This is a genomic window from Pseudomonas serbiensis (assembly GCF_030580745.1).
Lineage (GTDB): Bacteria > Pseudomonadota > Gammaproteobacteria > Pseudomonadales > Pseudomonadaceae > Aquipseudomonas > Aquipseudomonas serbiensis.
The window spans coordinates 166,491-190,127 of sequence record NZ_JAUQOO010000010.1; the positions used below are offsets into that span (position 1 = coordinate 166,491).

The window sequence follows — 23,637 nt, forward strand, 5'->3', positions numbered from 1 at the left end:
GGTTCAACCTGTAAGATGCTGGCCCGTCAAATCGTCCAGAAGATGCCCGTGCGTAAATGGCCACTGGCATAACGATTCAACGACGTCACTTTTTTACATGTACAGCGCCTGAGTCGAGTGGACTTCTCAAGTCCGACTGTAGCGAACTGCACAGTCTTGGAACGGATGGTTAGAACATCATGATCAACACCCAAACCAACCCCGTCGCCCGGGCTGCCCGGGCGGGCATCGGCGAAAAGATTCGTGGTGCCATGGCTGTAGGCAAGACCCGCTGGGGCATGCTTGCCCTGGTGTTCTTCGCCACCACCCTGAACTACATCGACCGTGCAGCCCTTGGTGTCATGCAGCCAATCCTGGCCAAGGAAATGAGCTGGACGGCGATGGACTACGCCAATATCAACTTCTGGTTCCAGGTCGGCTATGCGGTGGGCTTCGTGCTGCAAGGCAGGTTCATTGACCGGGTCGGCGTCAAGCGCGCCTTTTTCCTGGCCGTGCTGCTGTGGAGCCTGGCAACCGGTGCCCACGGCCTGGCAACTTCGGCTGTCGGTTTCATGGTCTGCCGCTTCATTCTGGGCCTGACCGAAGCCGCCAACTACCCGGCCTGCGTCAAGACCACACGCCTGTGGTTCCCGGCAGGTGAACGCGCAGTGGCCACCGGCATCTTCAACGCCGGGACCAACGTCGGCGCCATGCTGACGCCTGCTCTGTTGCCATTGATCCTGACTGTCTGGGGCTGGCAGGCTGCATTCGTGGCCATGGGCTCGCTCGGTCTGTTCTGGGTCATCATCTGGCGCCTGAAGTATTACAACCCGGAAGAACACCCGACCCTGCGCAAGAGCGAACTGGACTACATCAATCAGGAAGTCGAACCTGAGCCGGTCAAGGTGCCCTTCTCGCAGATCCTGAAAATGCGCGGCACCTGGGCGTTCGCAGTGGCCTACTCGCTGACTGCGCCTGTGTTCTGGTTCTACCTGTACTGGCTGCCGCCGTTTCTCAACCAGCAATACAACCTGGGTATCAGCGTCACGCAAATGGGTATTCCGCTGATCCTGATCTGGCTGACTGCCGACGTCGGCAGCATCGGTGGTGGCATCCTGTCTTCCTGGCTGATCGGACGTGGCGTACGGGCAACCACCGCACGCCTGATATCGATGCTGATCTTCGCCATCACCATCTGTAGCGTGATCTTCGCCGCCAATGCCAGCGGATTGTGGATCGCCGTACTGGCCATCTCGGTGGCAGTGGGTGCGCATCAGGCGTGGACAGCGAATATCTGGAGCCTGGTGATGGACTACACGCCCAAGCACATGATGAGCACTGTATTCGGCTTCGGCGGGATGTGTGCGGCTATCGGCGGGATGTTCATGACCCAGTTGGTCGGCGCGGTACTGACTGCCACCAACAACAATTACAACGTGCTGTTCACCATGATCCCGGCGATGTACTTCATTGCCCTGACCTGGATGTTCTTCATGGCACCACGCAAGGTGCCGAAGATCAGCGAGCAATAAAAATCAGTTTTAAGGCTGGGGTCACAATCCGTGGGAGTGGCCTTGGCCGCGACAGCCCGGTTTCAGGCGCTGAAAATGTGTTGCCTGTAAGCTGGTCGTCGCGGCCAAGGCCACTCCCACAAGTGCCTGTCTGCCTTGAATCACCCCTTGCTACGCTGCTGCCACGCTGCCGCAAGCCCGCTCAGACAGATGATCACGATACCGACCTGTGCAATGGGTGACGGCATGTGGTCGAAAACCATAAACCCCAGCAAGCCTGCAAAGACAATCTGGCAGTAACTGAACGGCGCCAGGATCGCCGGGGCGGTGAAGCGGAACGCCTGGGTCAGCAGCAAATGAGCGGACATCCCGCACGCCCCCAACGCCAATAGAAACGGCCAGTGCTTGAGTTCAGGCGTCTGCCAGAAAAACGGCACCAGCGCGCTCATCAGCAAAGTGTTGAACAGGCCGGCAAAGAAGTTGCTGGTGGTCGGGCTGTCGTATGGGCTGACCAGTCGGGTCAACAACTGGTACACCGCAAAACACAAGGCCGAAGACAGCGGCAGCAGAATCGCTGGCGTAAACAGTTCACCGCCCGGGTGAATGATCACGATGACCCCCGAGAACCCCACCACGACCGCAACCCACTGACCGCGGGTGACACGCTCCTTCAACAGCGGCACCGACAATGCCGTGACCAGCAACGGCGCAAGGAAGTTGACCGCCGTGGCTTCGGCCTGCGGGATGAACATCAGGCTGCTGGTAAACAACAGGCTGGTGCCCAGCAGGGCCAACGCACGCAAGACCTGAAAACCCGGTCGCTTGGTACGTAACACACGCAGCCCTGCCGACGGCACGAAGATGAACGCCATGAGCAGCGTATGGACCAGATAGCGGGCCCAGACCACCAGAATGATCGGATAGAAGCCGGAAAGGTACTTGGAAAGCGTGTCATGGCTGGCGAACAGAAAAGTCGCCAGCAGGATCAGGCCAATCCCCTTGAGGGGTTGATTGACACCGGATAGCGGCGTGCTGGTAGTGCTCATCGGGCTTCCTTGTTCAGGCATGCAACTGAATATTCACGCGCCTCGGTCAGAGGGCTCGCAACCGTTTTTTGAGTGAGCATCGCAGGCGCAAACCGGGACGTCTTGTTAAAATGTTCTAACCAGTTAATTTTTGGTCGATAATCGCACAGAATAGAGTTTTTCCAATTGCAGCCACTTCTTTGGTCTTTACTATCAGAGCCAGTTGTACTGCCCACATAATGATAAGAAGGCTCCTACCTCATGCGCTTGAAATCCAACTGCAAAATCCTTTGCGGCTTTTCTGCGGCTATCACAGCCAGTCTCGCTCCCACCCTCACCCAGGCCGCAGGCTTCGTCGACGACGCCAAGGTGGGCTTGAACCTACGCAACTTCTTTATCAACCGCAACTTCGTCGACCCGGACAACGCCCAGAACGGCGCCCAGGAATGGACCCAGAACTTCATTCTCGACGCCCGCTCCGGCTTCACTCAAGGCACCGTCGGATTTGGTGTCGATGTACTGGGGATCTACTCCCTCAAGCTTGACGGCGGCAAAGGTTCGGGCGGTACACAACTGCTGCCGATTCATGATGACGGACGCCCCGCCGATGATTTCGGACGACTGGGCGTCGCGGCCAAGGCGCGTTTCTCCAAGACCGAACTGAAAGTCGGCGAATGGATGCCGGTGCTGCCCATCCTGCGCTCCGACGATGGCCGCTCGCTGCCTCAGACCTTCCGTGGCGGCCAGATCACCTCGAAGGAAATCGACGGCCTGACACTCTACGGCGGCCAGTTCCGCGCCAATAGCCCACGCAACGACGCGAGCATGGAAGACATGTCGATGCAGGGTCGCGGAGCGTTCACCTCCGACCGCTTCAACTTTGGTGGCGGCGAATACACCTTCAACGAAAAACGCACCCTGGTCGGGCTCTGGTATGCCCAGCTTGAAGACATCTACCAGCAACAATATCTCAACGTGGTCCATAGCCAGCCGCTGGGCAGTTGGGTGCTGGGTGCCAACCTCGGCTACTTCAACGGCAAGGATGACGGTCGTTCGCTGGCCGGCGACATGGACAACAAGACCTGGTCGGCCATGCTCTCGGCCCGCCATGGCAGCAACACCTTCTACATCGGCTTGCAGAAAGTCAGCGGTGACAGCGCCTGGATGCGGGTCAATGGCACCAGTGGCGGCACCCTGGCCAACGACAGCTACAACTCCAGCTTCGAAAACGCCAAGGAAAGATCCTGGCAACTGCGCCATGACTACGATTTCGCCGCACTCGGCCTGCCCGGCCTGACCCTGATGAACCGCTATATCAGTGGCGAGAACGTGCACACCGGCACCATCACCAATGGCGAAGAATGGGCTCGGGAATCGGAACTGGCCTATGTCTTCCAGAGTGGCTCGCTCAAGAACCTGTCCTTCAAGTGGCGCAACTCCAGCATGCGTCGTGATTACAGCACCAACCAGTTCGATGAGAACCGTCTGATCATCAGCTATCCGTTGTCGCTGCTCTGATAGAAAAAGGCCGCCAGGGAAAAACCTGGCGGCCTTTTCATGAGCCCGACATCACTCCTTGTTCAACGACTCCACCCCCATCTCGTCCCACACTTCTTCAGCAAGGTGGAACGTCGCATTGGCTGCCGGAATCCCGCAGTAGATCGCACTCTGCATCAGCACTTCCTTGATCTCGTCACGGGTCACGCCATTGTTTTTGGCGGCCTTGAGATGCAGACGCAACTCCCCTTCGCGATTCATGCCGATCAGCATGGCGATGGTGACAAGGCTGCGGGTATGACGCGGCAAACCAGGGCGAGTCCAGATATCACCCCAGGCATGGCGGGTGATCATCTCCTGAAACTCCTCGTTGAACGGGGTCAGTTTTTTCAGGCTGTTATCGACATGGGTATCGCCGAGCACCGCACGACGAACCTGCATGCCGGCCTGATAGCGTTCTTCTTCGTTCATTGCTTGATCCTTGTGTGTTCGGCCACGGCACGTTCGACCCAGAGTCGGGCCTGACCAAGGTAATGGGCCGGATCGAGCAGGCGATCCAGCTCCTGGGATGACAATTGGGCAGAGACTTGCGGATCCTCGCCCAACACCTGACGCAGATGCACGCCCTGCTGGACTGCCCGACGACAGTTCTGCTCGACCAGATGATGCGCAGCGTCACGACCAATACGCTGAGCCAGAGCAATGCTGACGGCTTCAGCCAGCACCAGCCCGCGAGTGGAATCCAGATTGGCCAGCATGCGCGGCTCATCGACTTCAAGCCCGGGCACGACCTGCAAAGCCTGTTGCAACGAGCCGGACACCAGGCAGCAGAGTTCCGGCAAGGTTTCCCATTCGGCATGCCACAGGCCAAGGCTGCGTTCGTGTTCCTGAGGCATGGCCGCGAACATCGTGGCAACCAGCCCCGGCGCGCGGGTTGCCGCGCCGATCATCACTGCGGCCCCCACCGGATTGCGCTTGTGGGGCATGGTCGAAGAGCCGCCCTTGCCTGCCGCAGCGGGCTCGAACACTTCGCCCACTTCAGTCTGCATCAACAGGCTGATGTCCCGGCCAACCTTGCCCAGGCTGCCGGCGATCATTCCCAACAGGCTGGCGAACTCCACCAGACGGTCACGCTGGGTATGCCAGGGTTGCTCGGGCACACTCAACTGCAACTCGCCCGCCAAAGCCTCGGCCACCGCAAAAGCTCGATCACCCAAGGCCGCCAGACTGCCGGAAGCGCCACCGAATTGCAGACACAGCAGGCGTGGTTTGATTTCGTCCAGGCGCTGGCGATGCCGGGTCACCGCCCCCAACCAGCCAGCGATCTTCATGCCCAGCGTCACAGGGGTCGCCTGTTGCAGCCAGGTGCGCCCGGCCAGTGGCGTCTGTGCATGACGCTTGGCCTGCTCGGCAAGAGCGTCGGCCAGTTGCTCCAGATCACGCTCCAACAGGTCAATGGCACGGCGCACTTGCAGGACCAGCCCGGTATCCATCACATCCTGACTGGTGGCGCCCATATGCACGTAACGTTCGGCTTCAGGGTTACGCAGGGCAATCTGCTTGCCCAAGACCTTGACCAGCGGAATCGCCGAGTTGCCCGCATTACCGATGGCAATCGCCAGCGCATCGAAATCGAACAACTCGGCTCGGCAGCTTTCACCAATATCGGCCACGACTTCACCGGGAATCAGGCCAACCTGCGCCTGAGCCCTGGCCAGTGCGGCCTCGAAATCCAGCATGCCCTGCACTCGCCCGGCGTCGGAGAAAACCTCGCGCATTCGAGACTGAGTGAAATAGGCATCGAAAAGTTGATTGCTCGGTCTGTTCACATCACCGCTCCAGGTAAAAAGTCAGGTGGCGTCCGCATGGCTGACCCAGCCCTTGATCAGGATCGCCAACGCCGCCAGCGCGGCCGGGATCACCAGCGCGGTCAGGACCTGCTCGAAACTCCAGCCCAACCCCAGCAAGGTTGCACCGGCCCAGGCACCAAGAATGGCGCCAAAGCGACCGATGCCCAGCATCCATGAAACGCCCGTGGCGCGGCCCTGAGTCGGATAGAACCGGGCAGCCAGCGAAGGCATCGCCGACTGCGCGCCATTGATACACATGCCCGCCATCAGAACGAGCGTCGCCAGCAGCGCGACATTGTGCAGGCTCTGCCCGACCAGCCAGGCGAAGACACCGGCCAGCGCATAGGCCACACCAATGACCTTGTGCGGATTGAAACGGTCCATGGCCCAACCGACACCCACAGCACTGAGCACACCGCCAAACTGGAACAAGGCACCAATGAATGCCGACTGCTCCATGCTCGCGCCGCTGTCACGCATCAAGGTCGGCAACCAGCTGGTCAACAGATAAACGATCACCAGCCCCATGAAATAGGTCAGCCACAACAACAGGGTGCCGGCGCTGTAAGTGCCGGAAAAAATCACTTTCAGCACATTGCGGCTGCTGACGGTCTTTTGTTCCGGAACGCTGAACTCACTGGCTTCGGCCACCTCATGCGGCGCAATAGGCGACAGAACCTTGCGAACCCTCTCGGCACCACGATTGCGTACCACCAGAAAACGCGCAGATTCCGGCAGCCAGACCATCAGCACCACCGCCAACAGCAACGGCAGAATACCGCCGAGCATCAACAGGCTATGCCATCCCAGACTGGGAATCATTTTGGCCGAGACAAAACCGCCGCACGCCATGCCCAGATTGAAACCACAGAACATGCTGGTGACCAGCAGAGACTTGAGGCGTTCCGGGGTGTATTCGGACAGCAATGTGGTGGCGTTGGGCATTGCCGCACCCAGCCCCAGGCCGGTCAGCAGACGCAGCACCAACAACTGATCGATATTGCTGCTGTAGGCCGAGGCCAGGCTGAACAGCCCGAATACAAACACCGCGACAACCAGCACAACCTTGCGCCCGAAACGGTCAGCCAGCGGCCCCGACCCCAGTGCGCCAAACACCATGCCGATCAGGGCAGCGCTCATGACCGGCCCCAGACTGGAACGGTCAATGCCCCAATCCTGACTCAACGCCGGGGCGATAAACCCCATGGCCGCCGTATCCAGACCGTCGAGAAAAACAATCAGAAAGCACAACGCAACAATGCGCCACTGATACCTGGACAGTGGCTGACTGTTGATGAAGACCTGCACGTCGAGCGTGCCCTTGGCGGGCTCGCGAGCTGAAAGCGTCATGGATGTTTCCTTTTATTTTTATAAGGTCGCCAGCCAATGCTGGCGCCGTACAACGCACGCAGTGACGCTTTGTTCAAAAGTCGAAAAACACCGTTTCGTTCGCGCCCTGAATATAAATATCGAAACGGTAGGCCAGCTGGCCATCGACGCTGCAACGCCGGGCAACGAGGGTTTCGCGGCGTGGCGGCTGCTCGATCAGGCTCAGCACCGGATCGACCGCATTGGCCTGAGGCTCATCGTCGAAATACAGCCGCGTCTGCAAGTGGATATTGATCCCTCGGGCAAACAGCGAAACGTTGATATGAGCCGCCATCGGCACTCCGGCGGCGTTACGTACGACACCCGGTTTGATGGTCTTCAACGTCCACAGGCCATCATCGCCCGTCGCGGTGCGACCAAAGCCGTTGAAGGGCTTGTCGGCTGCGTAGACGTTGTCATAGATGCCATTGTGATCGGCCTGCCAGAACTCCAGAAACGCATCGCGAATCAAGTGGCCGTTGCCATCGTAGACATTCCCCAGCAACAGGATGTGCTCACCCGCTGCACCGGGCTTGGCCATCTCGTTCCAGATTTCCAGCTCGCGGGTCGGGTTACCGGCTATTTCCAGCGCCAGACCGATATGCACATAAGGGCCAGCGGTTTGCGAAGGCGTTTCCTGCAACAGTTGAACGGGCATGTCGAAACCTCCTCAGCAGTTTTCAAAGTGAGTCTTGCGCTGGCCGCGCAGAACGATATCAAAGCGATAAGCCAGGCAATCCATCGGATTGCCCATGCCGAGGTCAAGCCTGGCGATCAGGCTCTGGACCGCATCGGGGTTGGTAATCGACTTCACGATCGGGCAGATCGGAATCAACGGATCGCCCTCGAAATACAGCTGGGTGATCAGCCGCGTGGCAATCGAAGGGCCGCTGACCGAAACATGGATATGCGCAGGACGCCAGTCATTGGGACCGTTGCGCCATGGGTACGGACCGGGTTTGACGGTGCGGAAGCTGTAGTTGCCTTCACTGTCGGTCAGGGTCCGGCCGACACCGCCGAAATTGGGGTCGATGGGTGCCAGATAGCTGTCGCGCTTGTGACGATAGCGGCCACCGGCATTGGCCTGCCAGATTTCCACCAGCGTGTGCGGAACCGGCTTGCCGTACTGATCGCAGACCCGACCGGCGACGATGATGCGCTCACCGATGGGCAAGCCACCATTGTTGAAGTTGAGCAACAGATCGTTGTCATACTGACCGAACTTCAGGTGTGAAAAATCCGGGCCACTGGCTTCGGAAACGGACTGCGGAATGCTGACCAGCGCCTGGCGCGGCGAGCGCAGGATCGAGGTCTTGTAATCGGGTGTCAGTGCTTTGGGATGCCAGTTACGATCCCGAATGACGAAGCGGCTATTGTCCGCGACAGACATGGCGTTCTCCTTGTTCTTTTTATGGAGAGCGCAAGTGTCCATCACTTGCGCTGCAGGCTGCGGCGAAGTGTCGCGTGATAGTACTTAATCGAAAATTGAAAATATTTGCAGCATCCATAACCAAATGGTTATGTATATCGCCCGTCACGATACGCCTCGCCCACCCCGCGCAATTCGTCCACGCACCACTGGGCAGCACGCGATAACGGCAAGGCGGGATTACTGCACAGGCCCACGGAGCCACCCGGCTCGCGAATCCCCATGTCCAGTTCCACCAGGGTGCCGCTCTGCAATTCCTGAAGCACGGCATCCAGCGGCGCAATCCATATCGCATTGCTGCACTGCACATAACGCCGACTCAGGGTAAGCGACAGGGTTTCCAGACGCTGGCGTGGCGGCTGAATGCCGTATTGCACGAACAGACTGTCGGCGAACTTGCGGATGGTGGTGCCTGCCAGCGGCAGGACCAGAGGGAAACTCTCCAGGCTTTCGCGCTTGAGCGGTGCAGCCAGCAAGGGGTGATCGTTGCGCACCACCAGCGTCATCGACTCGTTGTACAGATGCTCGAAAGTCAGGCCCTGAATCTGCGGACTATCGGTCATGCGCCCTACGACCAGATCCAGTTCCCCGACCCGCAACTGCGACAGCAGGTAGGCGCTGGGGCCGGTCATCACGCTGACGACCAGAGCCGGATGCCGCTCGTGCAGCCTGGTGATGACTTCAGGCACCAGCAGGCTTTCAGCGGTAGACAGCACGCCCAGCCGGGCCGTGACCGTTTCATGCTCCCCCGAACGCAGGCTACTGACGCCTTCACGCAACGCCTGCACGCTCGGCCCGGCAAAACGCATGAACGCCACGCCCGCCTCAGTCAGGGCAGCACCGCTTTTGCTACGCACGAAAAGCGTGGTTGCCAGCAGGGTTTCCAGCTCCTTGAGGCTCTTGGACAGTGCGGGCTGACTGATTGCCAGTGCATCGCAAGCCCGAGCCAGACTGCCCTGGCGTGCCACTTCAAGAAAGCACACCAGATGACGAAACTTGATTCGGGTATCGATATTCAATGCGCATCGGGCCTTTTGAAGTGAGGAGTGAAGCTGCTTATCTGCTGAGGAAAAACGCTACCTGTTCGCTATCGAAAGGCCAGTCCAGTTCGGCCCCGGTATCGACACGCCGCAACACAGGAATCCGCAGGCCATAATCTTCAAAAAAAGCCTCGTTTTCGGCGATATCAACCAGCTCGACCAGCAGACCATGTTCGACCAATGGAAGCAGAATTGCTTCAGCGACCTCACACAGATGGCAACCCAAGGTACCGAACAATTGGCATTCGGGAGGCATGGAAAACATCCTCTGGGATAGAAATGACGTAGGCCGACCATTCTAGGACTGTTGATGTTTCAGCGCGAGTTGTCTTGCGGGTCTCGCCATTCCGGTTGCCTGAAAGCCTCCTCGGAGCCGGACATCTTCGTTGAGATCCGGTCGAGCAGTTTTTCGGCGTTGTACTTGGTGGTCGTGCTGCTGATAGCAATGACCAACAGCCCGGCAAAAACGGCGCTTGAAGGAATCCGTGTGCCGGAATGGTTTTCCAGACAGGCCAGGAATGCGCAAGCAGCCAGAGAACCCAACAAGGCACCGGCGACCGCTTCGGGCAGAGGATGAATGAAGGGTGCCACGCAATAGACGCTGAACAACCAGCCCAGCAGCAATCCCATGGCCGCTGCTGGCCAGCGCAACCGGTGACGAATCTGCCGGGCCAACAGGCTCAAGCCGACCGTCAACACCAGACAGGTATTCATGGCATGACCGCTGAGGACATAGACTCCCAGACTGTCCAGCGCCACGCCCCAGCCCTTGAACAGGATCTTGCTGGCAACCACGGTCGAATACGCCACCAGCAAGGTCAGGCCCCACAACAGCGCCGCCGTTCTGGATCGGGTCGCCCAGAGCCAGCCTCCAATGACCAGAGCGGCCGGAAGCATGACCGTGATGCCTCCGTAGGGCGTAAGTGTCTGCAAGCCCATCGGCAAGGTTCCTGATCATGGCGTCTCAATGACCGCGCATCACAGCAGAAACCCATGGTTCCTCGCCAGACATGATTTTCTATGAACCCACCATCCGGGCGTCATTTCTAAAGCGCCGTTTACAGAATTCGTTGGCACGATCGAGGACCGGCTTCTCGAAACAGCGATAGCCCACCCAGCCATAACACACCACGGCAGCCATCATCAGCACCGCAAAGAACAGGTTGTCCAGATAGCTTTGCGGCCATGCGCCCACCCAATGCCAGACCCGACCTATAACGCCCAGCACCAGAAGATGCGACAGATAAACCGTATAGGACATATCGCCTACAGCAACCAGAAACCGGGGCATTGCGATTCTCTTGCGTCGTTCCAGCAATGCAAGGCTCAACACCAGCCCGCCGAATGTCGCCCCGACGGCCAGCATGCGTAACAAACCCTGGCTGTCGTAGAGACGATAAACACCGATCAGGGGCATGCCCACCAACGCAATGACCAGCAACAGCCAGAGCGCCGCAGTCGGCACACGCGAGCTGTATGGCCCATAGAAGAACAGCGCCAGCGCCACACCGATGATGAATTCCAGCGAATAGGGATGCAGGATGATCTTCAGCGCCGGTGAGTAGTCTTCCCAGTTCTCCAGGGTATTGAACACCACGATGACCAAGGCCCAGATCGCCAGCAACACTGGCAGGCTCCGCTCCCGGAACCACAGGAAGCCGGAAAACATCAGGTAAAACCACAGCTCGAACACCAGCGACCAGGCCACCATCACCAGCAGGACTTTATCGTTGGGCAGCAACAGAAAGGACATCAGCAGATTGGATGAACCATGGCCGCTGTTGACCAGACCGGGCATGGCCAGGTACACCCCGAGGGTGATGAAGAAATACAGCCAGTAGGTCGGGTAGATTCGCGAAACACGGTTGAACAGAAAGCGCTGAGCCTCGACGCTGTTCTGGAAACGCCCGCGACTGACAATCACCATCACAAAGCCGCTGATCACAAAGAACAGATCGACGCCCAACTGGAAAAATTCGAGAAAAGGCGGCAGAAGAATATCGCCCCCGGAAAACTTTTCCTCCAATGACATCATATGGAACAGCACGACGCCCAACACCGCCACGCCCCTGAGCCCTTGCAGGGAATACAGCCGCTCCATGCCTTTCTCCATTACTGACCACCGTTGCTCCATGGCAACGCAGTACTCGATTACCGACCCCACAATTCGATAGAGAGCATAGCCAAGCGTGGAAATTATGAAACCCCGGGCTCATGCCGTTCAGTTGCACCTGTAGGGAAGCAATCCGACAGGGGCAAGGCACAATCACGCAAAATCTTCGACAATGCATTACCTTTGTTCTGGTCAGTTGCATCGACGCCCGCCTGCATCCCGGGCAGCACACGCCAAATTAGCGCGCTCGCCCCCGATGGCGCACCAACATAAGTCAAAAGCTGCTGCGCCCGGGCTGGACGCGGCAATTGAAATGAACCTTCACGAATCCGCTGCACTCGAAACATCCATACGCCACCTGACGGAGAAAAACATGGCTCGCCAAACAGCACAGAATGCTCAAGAGATATTGATGGCAGATTTTCAGACTCTGGTCGCCGACACCGAAAAACTGCTTGAGCACACCGCCACACTCGCCGGTGATCAGGCAGACGAGCTACGCAATCAGATCCACGAGAGCCTGTTGCGTGCCCGCGAAACCCTGAAGCTGACCGAAGAATCCCTGCGCGAACGCGGTCAGGCAGCCGTTACCGCCACGGAAGATTATGTCCAGAACAATCCATGGCAATCGGTGGGTATCGCTGCCGGTGTCGGGTTCATCCTGGGCCTGCTGGCCACGAGGCGCTGATCCCATGAGCCTCGGAACTGAATCAGGGTCGCCCAAGGCTGACCAGGGCTCTTCACCGCGGCGCCTGGGCGCTGCATTTCTTGGCTTGCTGCACAGCCATGTCGAACTGTTCGGGATCGAGTTGCAGGAACAGAAAGCCCGCACCTTGAGCCTGCTGCTGTTCGCCGGTCTGGCACTGGTGTTTGCCCTGTTGCTGTTGACCGGACTATCGGCACTGCTCCTGATCATTCTGTGGGACAGCTATCGTCTGGCCGGCATCATTGGCCTGTGCTCGTTCTATTTCCTGGCAGCGGTGTTCTGTGGATTGCGCCTGAAAGAGGCAATCTTCGACGAGTCTTCGCCCTTCAGTGCGACCCTCGAAGAACTGGCCAACGACCGTGAGCGATTGATGCCATGAATGAACCGAAGTCGCACAGCGGCAATACCCGGCGTGAACTGCGCAAGGCGCTGATTCGCCTGCGCATGGAAATGCATCGCCAGGAAATACGTCACGAGTCGGCACACCTGCTACAGCCCTTGCAACGGGTGCGCGGCCTGAAAAACGACTGGCAAGGCGCCCTGGGCATCAAGCATGCGCCCCTGTGGGGAATGGGTGCCGTCGCCCTGTTGGGTTTCTTCAGTGGACGAGGGGCCAAAAGCGGACAGACCAGCGCCCTGAGCCGCATGGTCAAACTGGGGGTCACCTTGTTGCCCCTGCTCAAGGTCGCACTGCAAAACCGTACGGGCAAACACTGACCTGCGTTTGGCTACATTCTTGCAACATATGTAACAAGTGCCCGCCCCGAATCTGATTCGGGGCGCGTCTTGGTGCTGTGTAAGTAAGGAGAAATATGTGAAAGGGCAACCCTTTGCCTGCTTTCAGCCATTCATCGATACCGCTACCGGCCGCATTGCTGGTGTTGAAGCTCTGGGAAGAATTCGTAAGGAAAACGGCCAGCTGGAATCGGTCGGCCCGTTGTTCTCTGACCCGAAAGTGCCTGCCGCCGACCTGCGTCACCTTGACCGGATGATCAGGGACAATGCCCTGAGCCGTTTGCATGAAGCGCCCGATGACTGGTTTCTGAGCCTGAATATCTCGCCCCGCTGGATCAGCCGTCTTCGACCCGGACAAGCCCTCCCCAGCCTTGAGCAGTTGTATCGACACAACGTTCCTCCTGAACGCATCGTGTTTGAAATAACCGAACTGGGCGGTGACAGCCAGCGGCTGACCGATGTTGTCGCACGCTATCGCGAGGCCGGAGCCCGTATCGCCATTGACGACTTCGGTGCCGGTTACTCGCAACTGGACCGCGTGCTGGCCCTGCAACCGGACATTCTCAAGCTCGACATGCGCCTGTTCCAGGCCGCAGCACGGGGCGGCCCCAGCAGTGATGTGGTCAAGGCTCTGGCCCTGATGGCAGAAAAGACCGGTTGCTGGATCATTGCAGAAGGCGTGGAAACCGAGGCCGAACTGAATTTCGCCCTGGAATGCGGCTCGCGCTATGTTCAGGGGTATCTGTTCGCCAGGGGTGAGCTGGACTTTTTTGCCGCCGATGCCTTCGTCAGGCAATTTGCAGAACTGCGAGATCGTTACGTCCTGCAAAAGGTCGCAGAGCGTGCCCGACTGATGGGGCTGCGCCAGCAACTGACACAACTGATGCAGCTCCTGCAACGCTGGGCAGAAAAGAAACTGCCGGTCAGCGATTTGCCACAAGTACAGAACTATCCGTGGCTGCTGCGTTTCTATCAATGCGACCGGCATGGCACCCAACTCACGCCAAACCTGGAATGGCTCGATGGTGCCTGGCACGCCGATGCACGATATCTGGGGCATAACTGGTCCTGGCGACCCTATTTCTATCACCTTCTGGCCGAAGGCTGGGACGAGCGCAGGCTGACCCTGTCCAACACCTACCGTGATGCGACAAGCAATCAGTATTGCCTGACCGCCGGGCAGTTCTTCGACAATGGCAACCGCCTGCTGCTGATCGATATCGACGCCGCCGGGATGTGACAGGCCTTGCGGTCCGACGACTGAACCGGGAAGCTAGGCCCGTCTCGAAAATAACGGAGTGAAAGCCTTGGATTGGCAGACCCTGCTTAACCGCGAACGACTCGGCAAGCCGCTGCATAGCCCTGAAGAACTGGGGCGCAGCCCTTTCCACAAAGACCATGACCGCATCATCTTCTCGGGTGCCTTCCGGCGTCTGGGGCGCAAGACACAAGTCCATCCGGTTTCGAGCAACGACCACATCCACACACGCCTGACCCACTCGCTGGAAGTCAGTTGCGTCGGGCGTTCGCTGGGTATGCGCGTTGGTGAAACCCTGCGCGGCGCCCTGCCCGACTGGTGCGACCCCAGCGACCTGGGCATGGTGGTGCAATCGGCTTGCCTGGCCCATGACATCGGCAATCCGCCGTTCGGCCATTCGGGTGAAGACGCGATCCGCAACTGGTTCAACCAGGCTGCCAGACGCGGCTGGCTCGATGCGATGAGCGAAACCGAGCGCAACGACTTCCTCAACTTCGAAGGCAACGCCCAGGGCTTTCGTGTCCTGACCCAACTGGAATATCACCAGTTCGACGGCGGCACCCGCCTGACCTACGCCACTCTGGGCACCTACCTCAAATACCCGTGGACCGCCCGGCACGCCGACTCACTGGGCTACAAGAAGCACAAGTTCGGCTGCTATCAGAGCGAATTGCCGATCCTTGAACAGATCGCCCATAAACTGGGCCTGCCACAACTGGAAGATCAGCGCTGGGCGCGCCACCCTCTGGTTTACCTGATGGAGGCCGCCGATGACATCTGCTACGCCCTGATCGACCTGGAAGACGGGCTGGAAATGGAGCTGCTGGACTACGCAGAAGTCGAGTCACTGCTGCTGGGGCTGGTAGGCGATGACCTGCCCGAAACCTATCGCCAACTGGGTCCCGGTGACTCGCGCCGCCGCAAACTGGCCATATTGCGCGGCAAGGCCATCGAGCACCTGACCAATGCCGCCGCCCGCGCCTTCGTTGAGCAGCAGGATGCCTTGCTGGCCGGTACGCTTCCCGGCGATCTGGTCGAGCACATGCATGGTCCGGCCAAGCGTTGCGTGCTGAACGCCAAAGACATCGCGCGCAAGAAGATTTTCCAGGACAAGCGCAAGACCCTGCATGAGATCGGTGCCTATACCACCCTTGAAATCCTGCTCAATGCCTTCTGCGGCGCGGCTGTCGAGCAATTCGGAGGACGTGCGCCATCGTTCAAGAACAGGCGCATCCTTGACCTGCTGGGCAATAACGCACCCGACCCCAAGGCACCCTTGCACACGTCATTCCTGCGCATGATCGACTTCATCGCCGGCATGACCGACAGCTATGCCACCGAAATGGCCAGGGAAATGACCGGACGCTCCGGGCAGATATGAAGTACCGACTGGCCGGACATACTCGATTCATGTGTCCGGTCATCACGGCCATGCACAACAACTTCAGAAAAGGCCTACACACAGGCCAAAAACGTCCTATCGCCTCCCCTTCACAGCTCCCCCAATAATCCAGCCACTTTAACTGCCGGACTGGCAAACGCCAGCGAGGCACTCTGCCGCCTTGCCGGAAACCCCATGTTTAAAAACGACTTGCGAATCCTGCTGGTAGAGGATCACCCCTTTCAACTGATCGCCACCCAGATCCTGCTGAACAACCAAGGATATTTCCTGCTGACTCCGGCCCTCAATGCCCTGGAGGCCATGGCCGCCATGGAGCGCAGCACTGAACCCTACGACCTTCTGCTGTGCGACCAGTGCCTGCCCGAGCACATGGGGTTCGACCTGATCGACGAGGCCTACAAGAAGGGTTTCATACGACAGGCCATCGTTCTGAGCGGCCTGGACCCGTCACATCTTCAAGAGCTGGAGCAACAGGCCATTGAGCGCGGGATTCCGCTGCTGGGTTGCCTGAGCAAGCCTCTGCACGGCCCTGACCTCTCCCGCCTGCTGGCCAGACTGCCCGGCCGCTGACTCCCGGGTTTTCAATATTCCGGCTCCAGCGTATCAAGACTGGCACTACGCCAGTGAATACACCTTTGCACTGTAGGCAACCGACGATTCCTGTGAAGGGTAATTCCCAAACGCAATAAACAAGATGAAACTCAATAACTGATCCGCACACTAGAACAGACTGTTTTTTTAAAAACTTAAATCCCGACGTGGGCTTTTACGTACTCCGATACTCTAATTACTGTAGGAACTTTCCTATATACACCTGCCGAGCGGGTCCATTCATGTGCCTGCCCGAACATCTGAGCTAAGGTGCGCGCTTTCTTCGCTGCTTGTATGGATTGAATTATGAACTCAGTTTTTATCATCGACGATCATCCCGTTATTCGCCTGGCCGTCAGGATGCTGCTGGAAAACGAAAACTATGAAGTGGTCGGCGAAACCGATAACGGCGTGGACGCCATGCAAATGGTCCGCGAATGCATGCCTGACCTGATCATCCTCGACATCAGCATCCCCAAGCTCGATGGCCTGGAAGTACTGGCCCGCTTCAACAGCATGGGCCTGTCATCGAAAATCCTCGTGCTGACCTCGCAAACACCCACTATTTTCGCCATTCGCTGCATGCAATCCGGAGCAGCCGGTTATGTGTGTAAACAGGAAGACCTGAGCGAACTCCTGAGTTCTGTTAAAGCGGTATTATCCGGCTACAATTACTTTCCCAGTCAGGCATTGACCCCGGCCGTTCGCGAAGATGGCCAGCCCAGCGAAATAGAACTGTTCAAACTGGTGAATGATCGCGAATTGATGGTACTGCAATTATTTGCCCAGGGGCGCTCCAACAAGGAAATCGCCAAGGGCATGTTCCTCAGCAACAAGACCGTCAGCACTTACAAGACCCGACTCATGCAAAAGCTGAAAACAAAAACCTTGGTAGAACTTATCGAGATGGCAAAACGCAACGCGCTAGTGTGAGAACCCGGATGCCCAAGTGCTTTAAACATTTTCTGATACTGGCAACGAGCATATGCCTAGGCTGGAGCATACCTACCAACCTTGAGGCGGCGGACCACTACACCCTGCTCGGCCGTTCAAGCCCGGCTCACATGGATGTGAAGCTGGACAGCGCCCAGTGGCAATGGGTACGTAGCAAGCGTGAACTGACTCTTGGCACATCGGCACCGGACTACCCGCCATTCGATATCACCATTTCCGGCAATGACTACGAAGGCATCACGGCCGATTACGCCAGCATCCTCTCGCGGGCACTGGACCTCCCCGTCAGGGTCCAGCGCTTTGAAAACCGTGAAGCCGCGATGAACGCGCTCATAACCGGCCAGATAGACCTCCTGGGAAGCGCCAATGGCTTTGAAGCCGTGGACCGCAACATCAGACTCTCAATACCCTACGCAGTGGACCAGCCCGTTCTGCTCGTGCGCTCAGGCGATACACGTTCATTGACCGACGGCCTGAAGGGCATGCGTCTGAGCATGGTCTATCACTACCTGCCCCTGGCCGAGGTCCAGGCGCTCTATCCCGATGCAATCCTGCAAACCTACCCCTCTTTTCAGAACGCCATCAATGCTGTGGCTTTCAATCAGGCCGATGTCTTTCTCGGCGACACCATTTCCACGCAATACATCATCAACAAGGGCTATCTGAACAATGTAAAAATGGCCAGTTTCGGCAAGCACGAAGCCAACGGCTTCAGCTTTGCCATCAGCAATGAAAACTCACCGCTACTGGGCATCGTCAATCAGACACTCAAGGCCATTCCGGTCGACGAGCGCATCGACATTTCCAAACGCTGGGGCGCCGGCATCGATATGCTGCTGACCGACCAGAAACTGCAACTGACCCAACGCGAAGAGCGCTGGATTGCCCGGCACCCGACAGTGCGCGTGGCCGTCAACGAAACCTATGCTCCCTTGACCTTTTACGACGCCAACGGCAATTTCCGGGGCATTACCGCAGACCTGCTTGAACTCGTACGCCTGCGTACCGGCCTGAAGTTCGAGGTGATACGCGCATCAAGCTCAAGCGACATGATGAACCAGGTGATTCAGGGGCAGGCAGACATGATCGGTGCCATGGCTTCAAGCGATGAGCGCGCAGACCTGTTCAGCTTCAGCCGTCCCTATATCGACAACTCCTTCGTCCTGATAACCCGCAAGGACCCGGACGCTCCGTCCTATCTGGAACAGATGGGCAAGATGCGTCTTGCAATCATCCAGGGCAGCCCGATACTGCCCTGGTTGCGACACGAATACCCCGATGTTGTCGCGGTAGAAATCGATAACCCGTTCCAGGCGCTGGACATGCTTGCCACTGGCAAGGTCGAGGGCGCGATCACGTCTCTGCTCAGCGCAAACTACTTCCTGTCCTCAGGTGTATTCGAGGAACGTCTACAGATCACGGCCACCGTTGGCGAGGACCCGGCGCTTATTTCCATGGCCACCTCACGCAACGCCCTCGAACTCACCTCGATTCTCGACAAGGCCCTGACCAGCATTGCGCCACAGGACCTGGCAACCATCAATAACCGCTGGCGCTCGTATACGCCAGTCGGCGTCACATGGCACAACTACCAGCGCCTCATCTATCAGATCCTCACCGGCGCCGGCCTGCTGCTGCTCGGCCTGCTGGTCTGGAATGCCTACATGCGCCGCCAGATAAAACAGCGTGAGGCAGCAGAACGGGCGCTGGGCGATCAACTGGAATTCATGAGCGCGCTGGTCAACGGCACACCGCACCCGATCTACGTCCGTGACCGCGAAGGCTTGCTGCGCATGTGCAACGACAGCTACCTCAATGTATTCGAGGCCCGCCGTGAAAACATCATCGGCAAGAGCGCTACCGAAGGCGTGCTGAGCAATGCATTCGAGGCCCGTGAATATGCCGCCGACTACCAGCGCGTCATGGCCAGCGGCACGCCCTTGATTCTCGATCGGACCCTGCATATCGGCGAACGCCAGCTGACCATCTACCACTGGATATTGCCGTTTCGCGATTCCCTCGCCGAAGTGCAAGGCATCATCGGTGGCTGGATCGATATCAGCGAACGCCGTCAGTTGATCGAAGAACTGCAAGCAGCCAAGGAACTGGCCGACAATGCCAACCGGGCAAAGAGCACCTTTCTTGCGACCATGAGCCACGAAATCCGCACGCCCATGAACGCGGTCATCGGCATGCTGGAGCTGGCCCTCAAGCGTGCAGACCAGGGTGTGCTGGAACGCTCCGCCATCGAAGTCGCCTACAACTCGGCCACGGACATGCTGGAACTCATCGGCGACATCCTCGATATCGCCCGCATCGAATCCGGACGCCTGACCCTCAGCCCCGAACGGGCCAACCTGCGCCAACTGGTGGAGTCGGTCACCCGCGTGTTCGACAGTCTGGCCCGGCAAAAGAAACTGGCTTTGCTGCTGGAGCTCGACAGCCGGACCAACACCGATGTCCTGATCGACCCCATGCGCTTCAAGCAGATTCTGTCCAACCTGATCAGCAACGCGATCAAGTTCACCCAGCAGGGTCAGGTCAGCGTCACGCTGCAAGCCGAAAACAGCTCCAGCGAGCAGCAACTGCACTTGAGCGTCACCGTTCAAGACAGCGGGATAGGCATCAGCGCCGAAGATCAGCAACGCCTGTTCGAGCCTTTCAGCCAGGCCGACAATCAGGCACGGATGGCCCGCACCGGCGCCGGGCTGGGGCTGGTCATCTGTCGCAGCCTCTGCAAGATGATGGGCGGCACACTGACCCTGCATAGCGAACCGGGTCACGGGACACGGGTACACATGACACTGGAACTGACCACGCTTGAACCGCTGGCCACCCCCTCAAAGCCCGAAACAGTCTCGCTCCAGCCTCGCCCGCCCTTGAATATCCTGATCGTCGACGACCATCCCGCCAACAGGCTGCTGCTTTGCCAGCAACTGGGCTTTCTCGGCCATCGTTGCGAAGTGGCTGAAGACGGGGCACAAGGGCTTGAGCGCTGGCTGGCCGAACCGTTCGATCTGGTGGTAGCAGACTGCAACATGCCCGTCATGAATGGCTATGACCTCACCCGCGCAATCAGGGCTCATGAACAGGCCGAACACCTTTTGCCGTGCATTGTCTGGGGCTTCACGGCCAATGCATTGCCCGAGGAGATCCAGCGCTGTCTGCAGGCGGGAATGGACGACTGCCTGTTCAAGCCCATCGGCCTGACAACCCTCAGCGAGCTACTGGCCAAGGTCCCGAGCCGCTCGGCCCTGTCCGTGGCCCCTGCAATACCTGCCCTCAACCTGGACAGCCTGGACAACCTGACCGCAGGCCGACCGGAAATGATCCAGCGCCTGCTCGCGCAACTGCTGCGCAGCAGCCAGGAAGACCGCCAGGCCCTCAACGACCTGATGGCCCGGAACAGGCACGAAAGTATTGGCGAGATGGCTCACCGCATCAAAGGCGCAGCACGAATCATTGGCGCAGCGCGGGTAATCGAAAGCTGTGAAGCCCTGGAAGAGGCATGCAAGCCTGGCACGCCCCCCGACGTCCTCAAAGCCTGTCATCAGGAAGTAGACGCCGCGATGCTTGCACTGGAAGAAGCATTGATCGAGCAACAGGCAGGAAACAACGGGCAGTAACAAGGCAGGAACAGAAAGTGAAACAACAGTGAAGCAGGCACCGTCACCGCTTAACTGATAGACTGCGCCCCGAAATTACCTAAGAGGATCGCTTCATGGCCACTAACCGCTCCCGTCGTCTGCGCAAAAAGCTCTGTGTAGACGAGTTCCAGGAATTGGGCTTCGAGCTCAATCTGGAATTCAAAGAGGATCTGGATGACGAGGCAGTTGATGCCTTCCTGGACGCTTTCCTGACAGAAGCCATGGACGCGAACGGTCTGGACTACGTTGGCGGCGATGACTACGGTCTGGTTTGCCTGGCTGATCGTGGTTCGGTCAGCGAAGAGCAACGCGCTGCAGTAGAAGCCTGGCTCAAAGGCCGCAGCGAAGTGGTCAAGGTTGAAGTCAGCCCGCTGCTGGACGCCTGGTACCCGGAAAAGCCGATCAATCCGGCTAACTGAGTGACTGCATATCGGGCCATCCATTGTGATGGCCCGATTTGTTTTCAATGAAGCATCACCTCGTATGCCCCTCGCAACAAACGACGAAGATTACTCTGCGGCATAGGTGGGGTAGCTGGTAAACCCTTTCTCTGCGCCCCCATACATGTTGGCAGTATCCAGTTCGTTAAGCGGCCAGCCATTTGCAATTCTGGCCGGTAGATCCGGGTTGGCGATAAAGGGGCGACCGAAAGCGATCAGGTCGGCCAGACCTTCCTCGATGAGCCGTACTCCACGTTCCGGCGTATAGCGCCCGGCATACATGATCCGGCCACTGAACGTGTCACGCACATCGCGACGAAACTGCTCAGGCAGATCGGGAGCATTGTCCCAGTCGGCTTCGGCAAGGGAAACATAAGCCACTCCAGCGTCTTCCAGAACCTTGATAGCCTCGATGTAGGTCGCGTGCGGGTCCTCCTCGACCAGACCGATGTAGACACGATCCTGATCGGTGCTGGTGAACAGAGGCGTGAAACGGACACCCAGACGCTGCGGGCCAACAGCGTCAGCCACCGCCTGTACGATCTCTCGCAAAAAGCGCAGGCGATTGTCGAGAGAACCACCGTACTCGTCATCACGATGATTGGAGTGCGCCGAGATGAACTGATTGACCAGATAGCCATTGGCAGAATGGATCTCTACGCCATCAAAACCCGCAGAAATCGCATTGCGTGCAGCCTGTACATACAAGGCCACCAGTTCATGGATCTCCGTACGACTCAGTTCACGCGGAGTAGAAGGCGGAACCAGAATACCGGCACCCGGCCCGGTCTCGATGAACGCCTTGACCTTCTCGGCAGCGATGGCCGAGGGCGCAACAGGAGCTTCTGCGCCCGGCTGCAACTGCGCATGGGAAACCCGACCGACATGCCATAGCTGTGCGAAGATCACACCGCCTTCGGCATGCACCGCATCGGTGACCTTGCGCCAGCCATCGACCTGCTCCTGGCTGTAGATACCCGGCGTCCATGCATATCCTTGCCCACGAGGCTCGATCTGGGTGCCCTCACTGACCATGAACCCTGCACTGGCACGCTGGCGATAATAGAGAGCCATCAAATCCGTAGGAACATCTCCAGGTTGAGCACTGCGCTGACGGGTCAACGGAGGCAGGACAATACGGTTCCTGAGAGAGTGGCTACCCAATCTGACAGGGGAAAAAAGCTGCGGGTGATTCACCATATACGCTCCTGTGGATGCTGATTATTTTTCAAGGACGAACGAGCCCATGCTCCGGGCTGTTGTCCGAAAACAAATGATTGAGTGTCGATAGAGGTTGCCTTGACTACGAGTCTCGGCGCCGAACGAAAAACAGGTACTCACTCGCCATGGTCATGGGGCGGGATGCGTCATCCCTCTGCAAATACACGTCGGGTTTCAAGCATCGCCTGATCGAAAGGCATTGCCGTTCGGGTGATCTTGACCATGACACTGGCTCCGAGCCACAACTCGTACAGTCTGTAAGCAACGCTTGCAGCAGGCTCCCGGATAGAGACAGAACGGTCCTCGACAGCCTCTTCAATCGCAAGGGTCAGCCGTGCAATGGTCACTGACGTGCCGCGCTCAAGCTCCAGCCTCATCAACTCGGACAAGTCCGCGACCTCAGCGCCAAGCTTTACGGCCAGGCATTTCCTGCAATCGGTGGTGCCGGTCTGGTTTGCTGCCCAATACTCCCAGTACCTCAATAACCGCTCTCTTCCCGACAGGCCAGGGTCCCGGAAAATGGCGTCCATATCGCTGTGGTACAGCTCGAAATAGCGCTCCAGCAAGGCCTTTCCGAAAACGTCCTTGGAGTCAAAGTAGTGATAGAACGAGCCCTTTGGGACATGGGCAGCGTTGAGCACTTCATTAAGGCCGACAGCCGAAAAGCCTTTGTGCCCCACGATGGTCAGCGCCGAATCCAGAATCCGCTGTCTTGTAGTGTTGCATCCAGTCGTATTCATAGCTCCAAACCTGAATTAGACCAGTCGTCTAGGCCGTTGAAGAGAATGCTACGAGACCGAAGCGGTACGAACAATGTCATATCTGCAAGGATTTCGGACACGACTCCCGCACCAGGAAAGATCGTTGCCAA

23 protein-coding genes are annotated in these 23,637 nt (G+C 58.2%); 11 read left to right on the forward strand and 12 right to left on the reverse strand.

Annotated features, from left to right (window positions below; genetic code table 11):
- The first annotated feature begins 179 nt into the window (after positions 1-179).
- The gene (locus tag Q6A51_RS15025; RefSeq protein WP_201019073.1) at positions 180-1,511 is read left to right on the forward strand and encodes an MFS transporter; all 1,332 of its coding nucleotides are present in this window, start codon (positions 180-182) and stop codon (positions 1,509-1,511) included.
- Positions 1,512-1,651: 140 nt separating this feature from the next.
- Here the strand turns inward: Q6A51_RS15025 and Q6A51_RS15030 are convergent, their stop codons facing one another.
- Entirely contained in the window at positions 1,652-2,536 is an 885-nt protein-coding gene (locus Q6A51_RS15030) for a DMT family transporter (RefSeq protein ID WP_201019072.1), read from the reverse strand.
- A 240-nt stretch (positions 2,537-2,776) separates the two neighbouring features.
- On the opposite strand from Q6A51_RS15030, the gene Q6A51_RS15035 reads away from it, so the two are divergent.
- Positions 2,777-4,033 (forward strand): OprD family porin, encoded by a 1,257-nt coding sequence (locus Q6A51_RS15035; RefSeq protein ID WP_201006898.1) that lies wholly within the window; start codon positions 2,777-2,779, stop codon positions 4,031-4,033.
- Positions 4,034-4,084: 51 nt separating this feature from the next.
- On the opposite strand, the gene pcaC is transcribed toward Q6A51_RS15035, so the two are convergent.
- The 9 genes from pcaC to Q6A51_RS15080 all read right to left on the reverse strand — a co-directional run bounded on the left by pcaC (position 4,085) and on the right by Q6A51_RS15080 (position 11,800).
- A complete protein-coding gene (gene pcaC, locus Q6A51_RS15040; RefSeq protein WP_201019071.1) occupies positions 4,085-4,483 on the reverse strand; it encodes a 4-carboxymuconolactone decarboxylase in 399 nt (132 codons plus the stop codon).
- On the reverse strand, positions 4,480-5,841 hold the full coding sequence (locus Q6A51_RS15045) for a 3-carboxy-cis,cis-muconate cycloisomerase (RefSeq protein ID WP_304575134.1): 1,362 nt from the start codon (positions 5,839-5,841) through the stop codon (positions 4,480-4,482). The genes pcaC and Q6A51_RS15045 overlap by 4 nt, the downstream gene beginning before the upstream one ends.
- A 21-nt stretch (positions 5,842-5,862) precedes the next feature.
- On the reverse strand, positions 5,863-7,212 hold the full coding sequence (locus Q6A51_RS15050; protein WP_201019069.1) for an MFS transporter: 1,350 nt from the start codon (positions 7,210-7,212) through the stop codon (positions 5,863-5,865).
- A gap of 73 nt (positions 7,213-7,285) precedes the next feature.
- Entirely contained in the window at positions 7,286-7,888 is a 603-nt protein-coding gene (gene pcaG / locus Q6A51_RS15055; protein ID WP_304575135.1) for a protocatechuate 3,4-dioxygenase subunit alpha, read from the reverse strand.
- A gap of 12 nt (positions 7,889-7,900) precedes the next feature.
- Positions 7,901-8,620 (reverse strand): protocatechuate 3,4-dioxygenase subunit beta, encoded by a 720-nt coding sequence (gene pcaH, locus Q6A51_RS15060; RefSeq protein ID WP_304575136.1) that lies wholly within the window; start codon positions 8,618-8,620, stop codon positions 7,901-7,903.
- Positions 8,621-8,748: 128 nt separating this feature from the next.
- Positions 8,749-9,678 (reverse strand): pca operon transcription factor PcaQ, encoded by a 930-nt coding sequence (pcaQ, locus tag Q6A51_RS15065; protein ID WP_201019067.1) that lies wholly within the window; start codon positions 9,676-9,678, stop codon positions 8,749-8,751.
- Positions 9,679-9,715: 37 nt separating this feature from the next.
- A complete protein-coding gene (locus Q6A51_RS15070) occupies positions 9,716-9,955 on the reverse strand; it encodes a glutaredoxin family protein (protein ID WP_201019066.1) in 240 nt (79 codons plus the stop codon).
- A 59-nt stretch (positions 9,956-10,014) separates the two neighbouring features.
- The gene (locus Q6A51_RS15075) at positions 10,015-10,638 is read right to left on the reverse strand and encodes a hypothetical protein (protein WP_304575137.1); all 624 of its coding nucleotides are present in this window, start codon (positions 10,636-10,638) and stop codon (positions 10,015-10,017) included.
- Positions 10,639-10,717: 79 nt separating this feature from the next.
- Positions 10,718-11,800, reverse strand: a complete 1,083-nt coding sequence (locus Q6A51_RS15080; protein WP_304575138.1) for an acyltransferase family protein — start codon at positions 11,798-11,800, stop codon at positions 10,718-10,720.
- A gap of 385 nt (positions 11,801-12,185) precedes the next feature.
- Between Q6A51_RS15080 and Q6A51_RS15085 the strand changes: the two genes are divergently transcribed.
- From Q6A51_RS15085 to Q6A51_RS15125, 9 genes are all read left to right on the forward strand, one after another.
- A complete protein-coding gene (locus Q6A51_RS15085; protein WP_201019063.1) occupies positions 12,186-12,500 on the forward strand; it encodes a DUF883 family protein in 315 nt (104 codons plus the stop codon).
- A 4-nt stretch (positions 12,501-12,504) separates the two neighbouring features.
- Positions 12,505-12,897, forward strand: coding sequence for a phage holin family protein (locus tag Q6A51_RS15090; protein WP_117165662.1), 393 nt, complete (start codon positions 12,505-12,507; stop codon positions 12,895-12,897).
- Positions 12,894-13,235, forward strand: a complete 342-nt coding sequence (locus Q6A51_RS15095) for a hypothetical protein (protein WP_201019062.1) — start codon at positions 12,894-12,896, stop codon at positions 13,233-13,235. The genes Q6A51_RS15090 and Q6A51_RS15095 overlap by 4 nt, the downstream gene beginning before the upstream one ends.
- Positions 13,236-13,332: 97 nt before the next feature.
- Positions 13,333-14,493 (forward strand): EAL domain-containing protein, encoded by a 1,161-nt coding sequence (locus tag Q6A51_RS15100; protein ID WP_304575139.1) that lies wholly within the window; start codon positions 13,333-13,335, stop codon positions 14,491-14,493.
- 67 nt (positions 14,494-14,560) lie between these two features.
- The gene (locus Q6A51_RS15105; protein WP_201006883.1) at positions 14,561-15,892 is read left to right on the forward strand and encodes a deoxyguanosinetriphosphate triphosphohydrolase; all 1,332 of its coding nucleotides are present in this window, start codon (positions 14,561-14,563) and stop codon (positions 15,890-15,892) included.
- Between the two features lie 195 nt (positions 15,893-16,087).
- Complete coding sequence (locus Q6A51_RS15110; RefSeq protein WP_201019060.1) at positions 16,088-16,483, forward strand: response regulator; 396 nt, start codon at positions 16,088-16,090, stop codon at positions 16,481-16,483.
- A gap of 327 nt (positions 16,484-16,810) precedes the next feature.
- Positions 16,811-17,437: a response regulator transcription factor gene (locus Q6A51_RS15115; RefSeq protein ID WP_201006881.1), complete on the forward strand. Its 627-nt coding sequence runs from the start codon at positions 16,811-16,813 to the stop codon at positions 17,435-17,437.
- Positions 17,438-17,445: 8 nt separating this feature from the next.
- Positions 17,446-21,084, forward strand: coding sequence for a transporter substrate-binding domain-containing protein (locus Q6A51_RS15120; protein WP_304575140.1), 3,639 nt, complete (start codon positions 17,446-17,448; stop codon positions 21,082-21,084).
- A gap of 95 nt (positions 21,085-21,179) precedes the next feature.
- On the forward strand, positions 21,180-21,524 hold the full coding sequence (locus Q6A51_RS15125) for a YggL family protein (protein WP_201006879.1): 345 nt from the start codon (positions 21,180-21,182) through the stop codon (positions 21,522-21,524).
- Positions 21,525-21,614: 90 nt separating this feature from the next.
- On the opposite strand, the gene Q6A51_RS15130 is transcribed toward Q6A51_RS15125, so the two are convergent.
- Both Q6A51_RS15130 and Q6A51_RS15135 read right to left on the reverse strand, forming a co-directional pair.
- Complete coding sequence (locus Q6A51_RS15130; RefSeq protein ID WP_405046150.1) at positions 21,615-22,745, reverse strand: alkene reductase; 1,131 nt, start codon at positions 22,743-22,745, stop codon at positions 21,615-21,617.
- A gap of 167 nt (positions 22,746-22,912) precedes the next feature.
- Positions 22,913-23,506, reverse strand: a complete 594-nt coding sequence (locus Q6A51_RS15135; RefSeq protein ID WP_304575141.1) for a TetR/AcrR family transcriptional regulator — start codon at positions 23,504-23,506, stop codon at positions 22,913-22,915.
- Between the last annotated feature and the right edge of the window lie 131 nt (positions 23,507-23,637).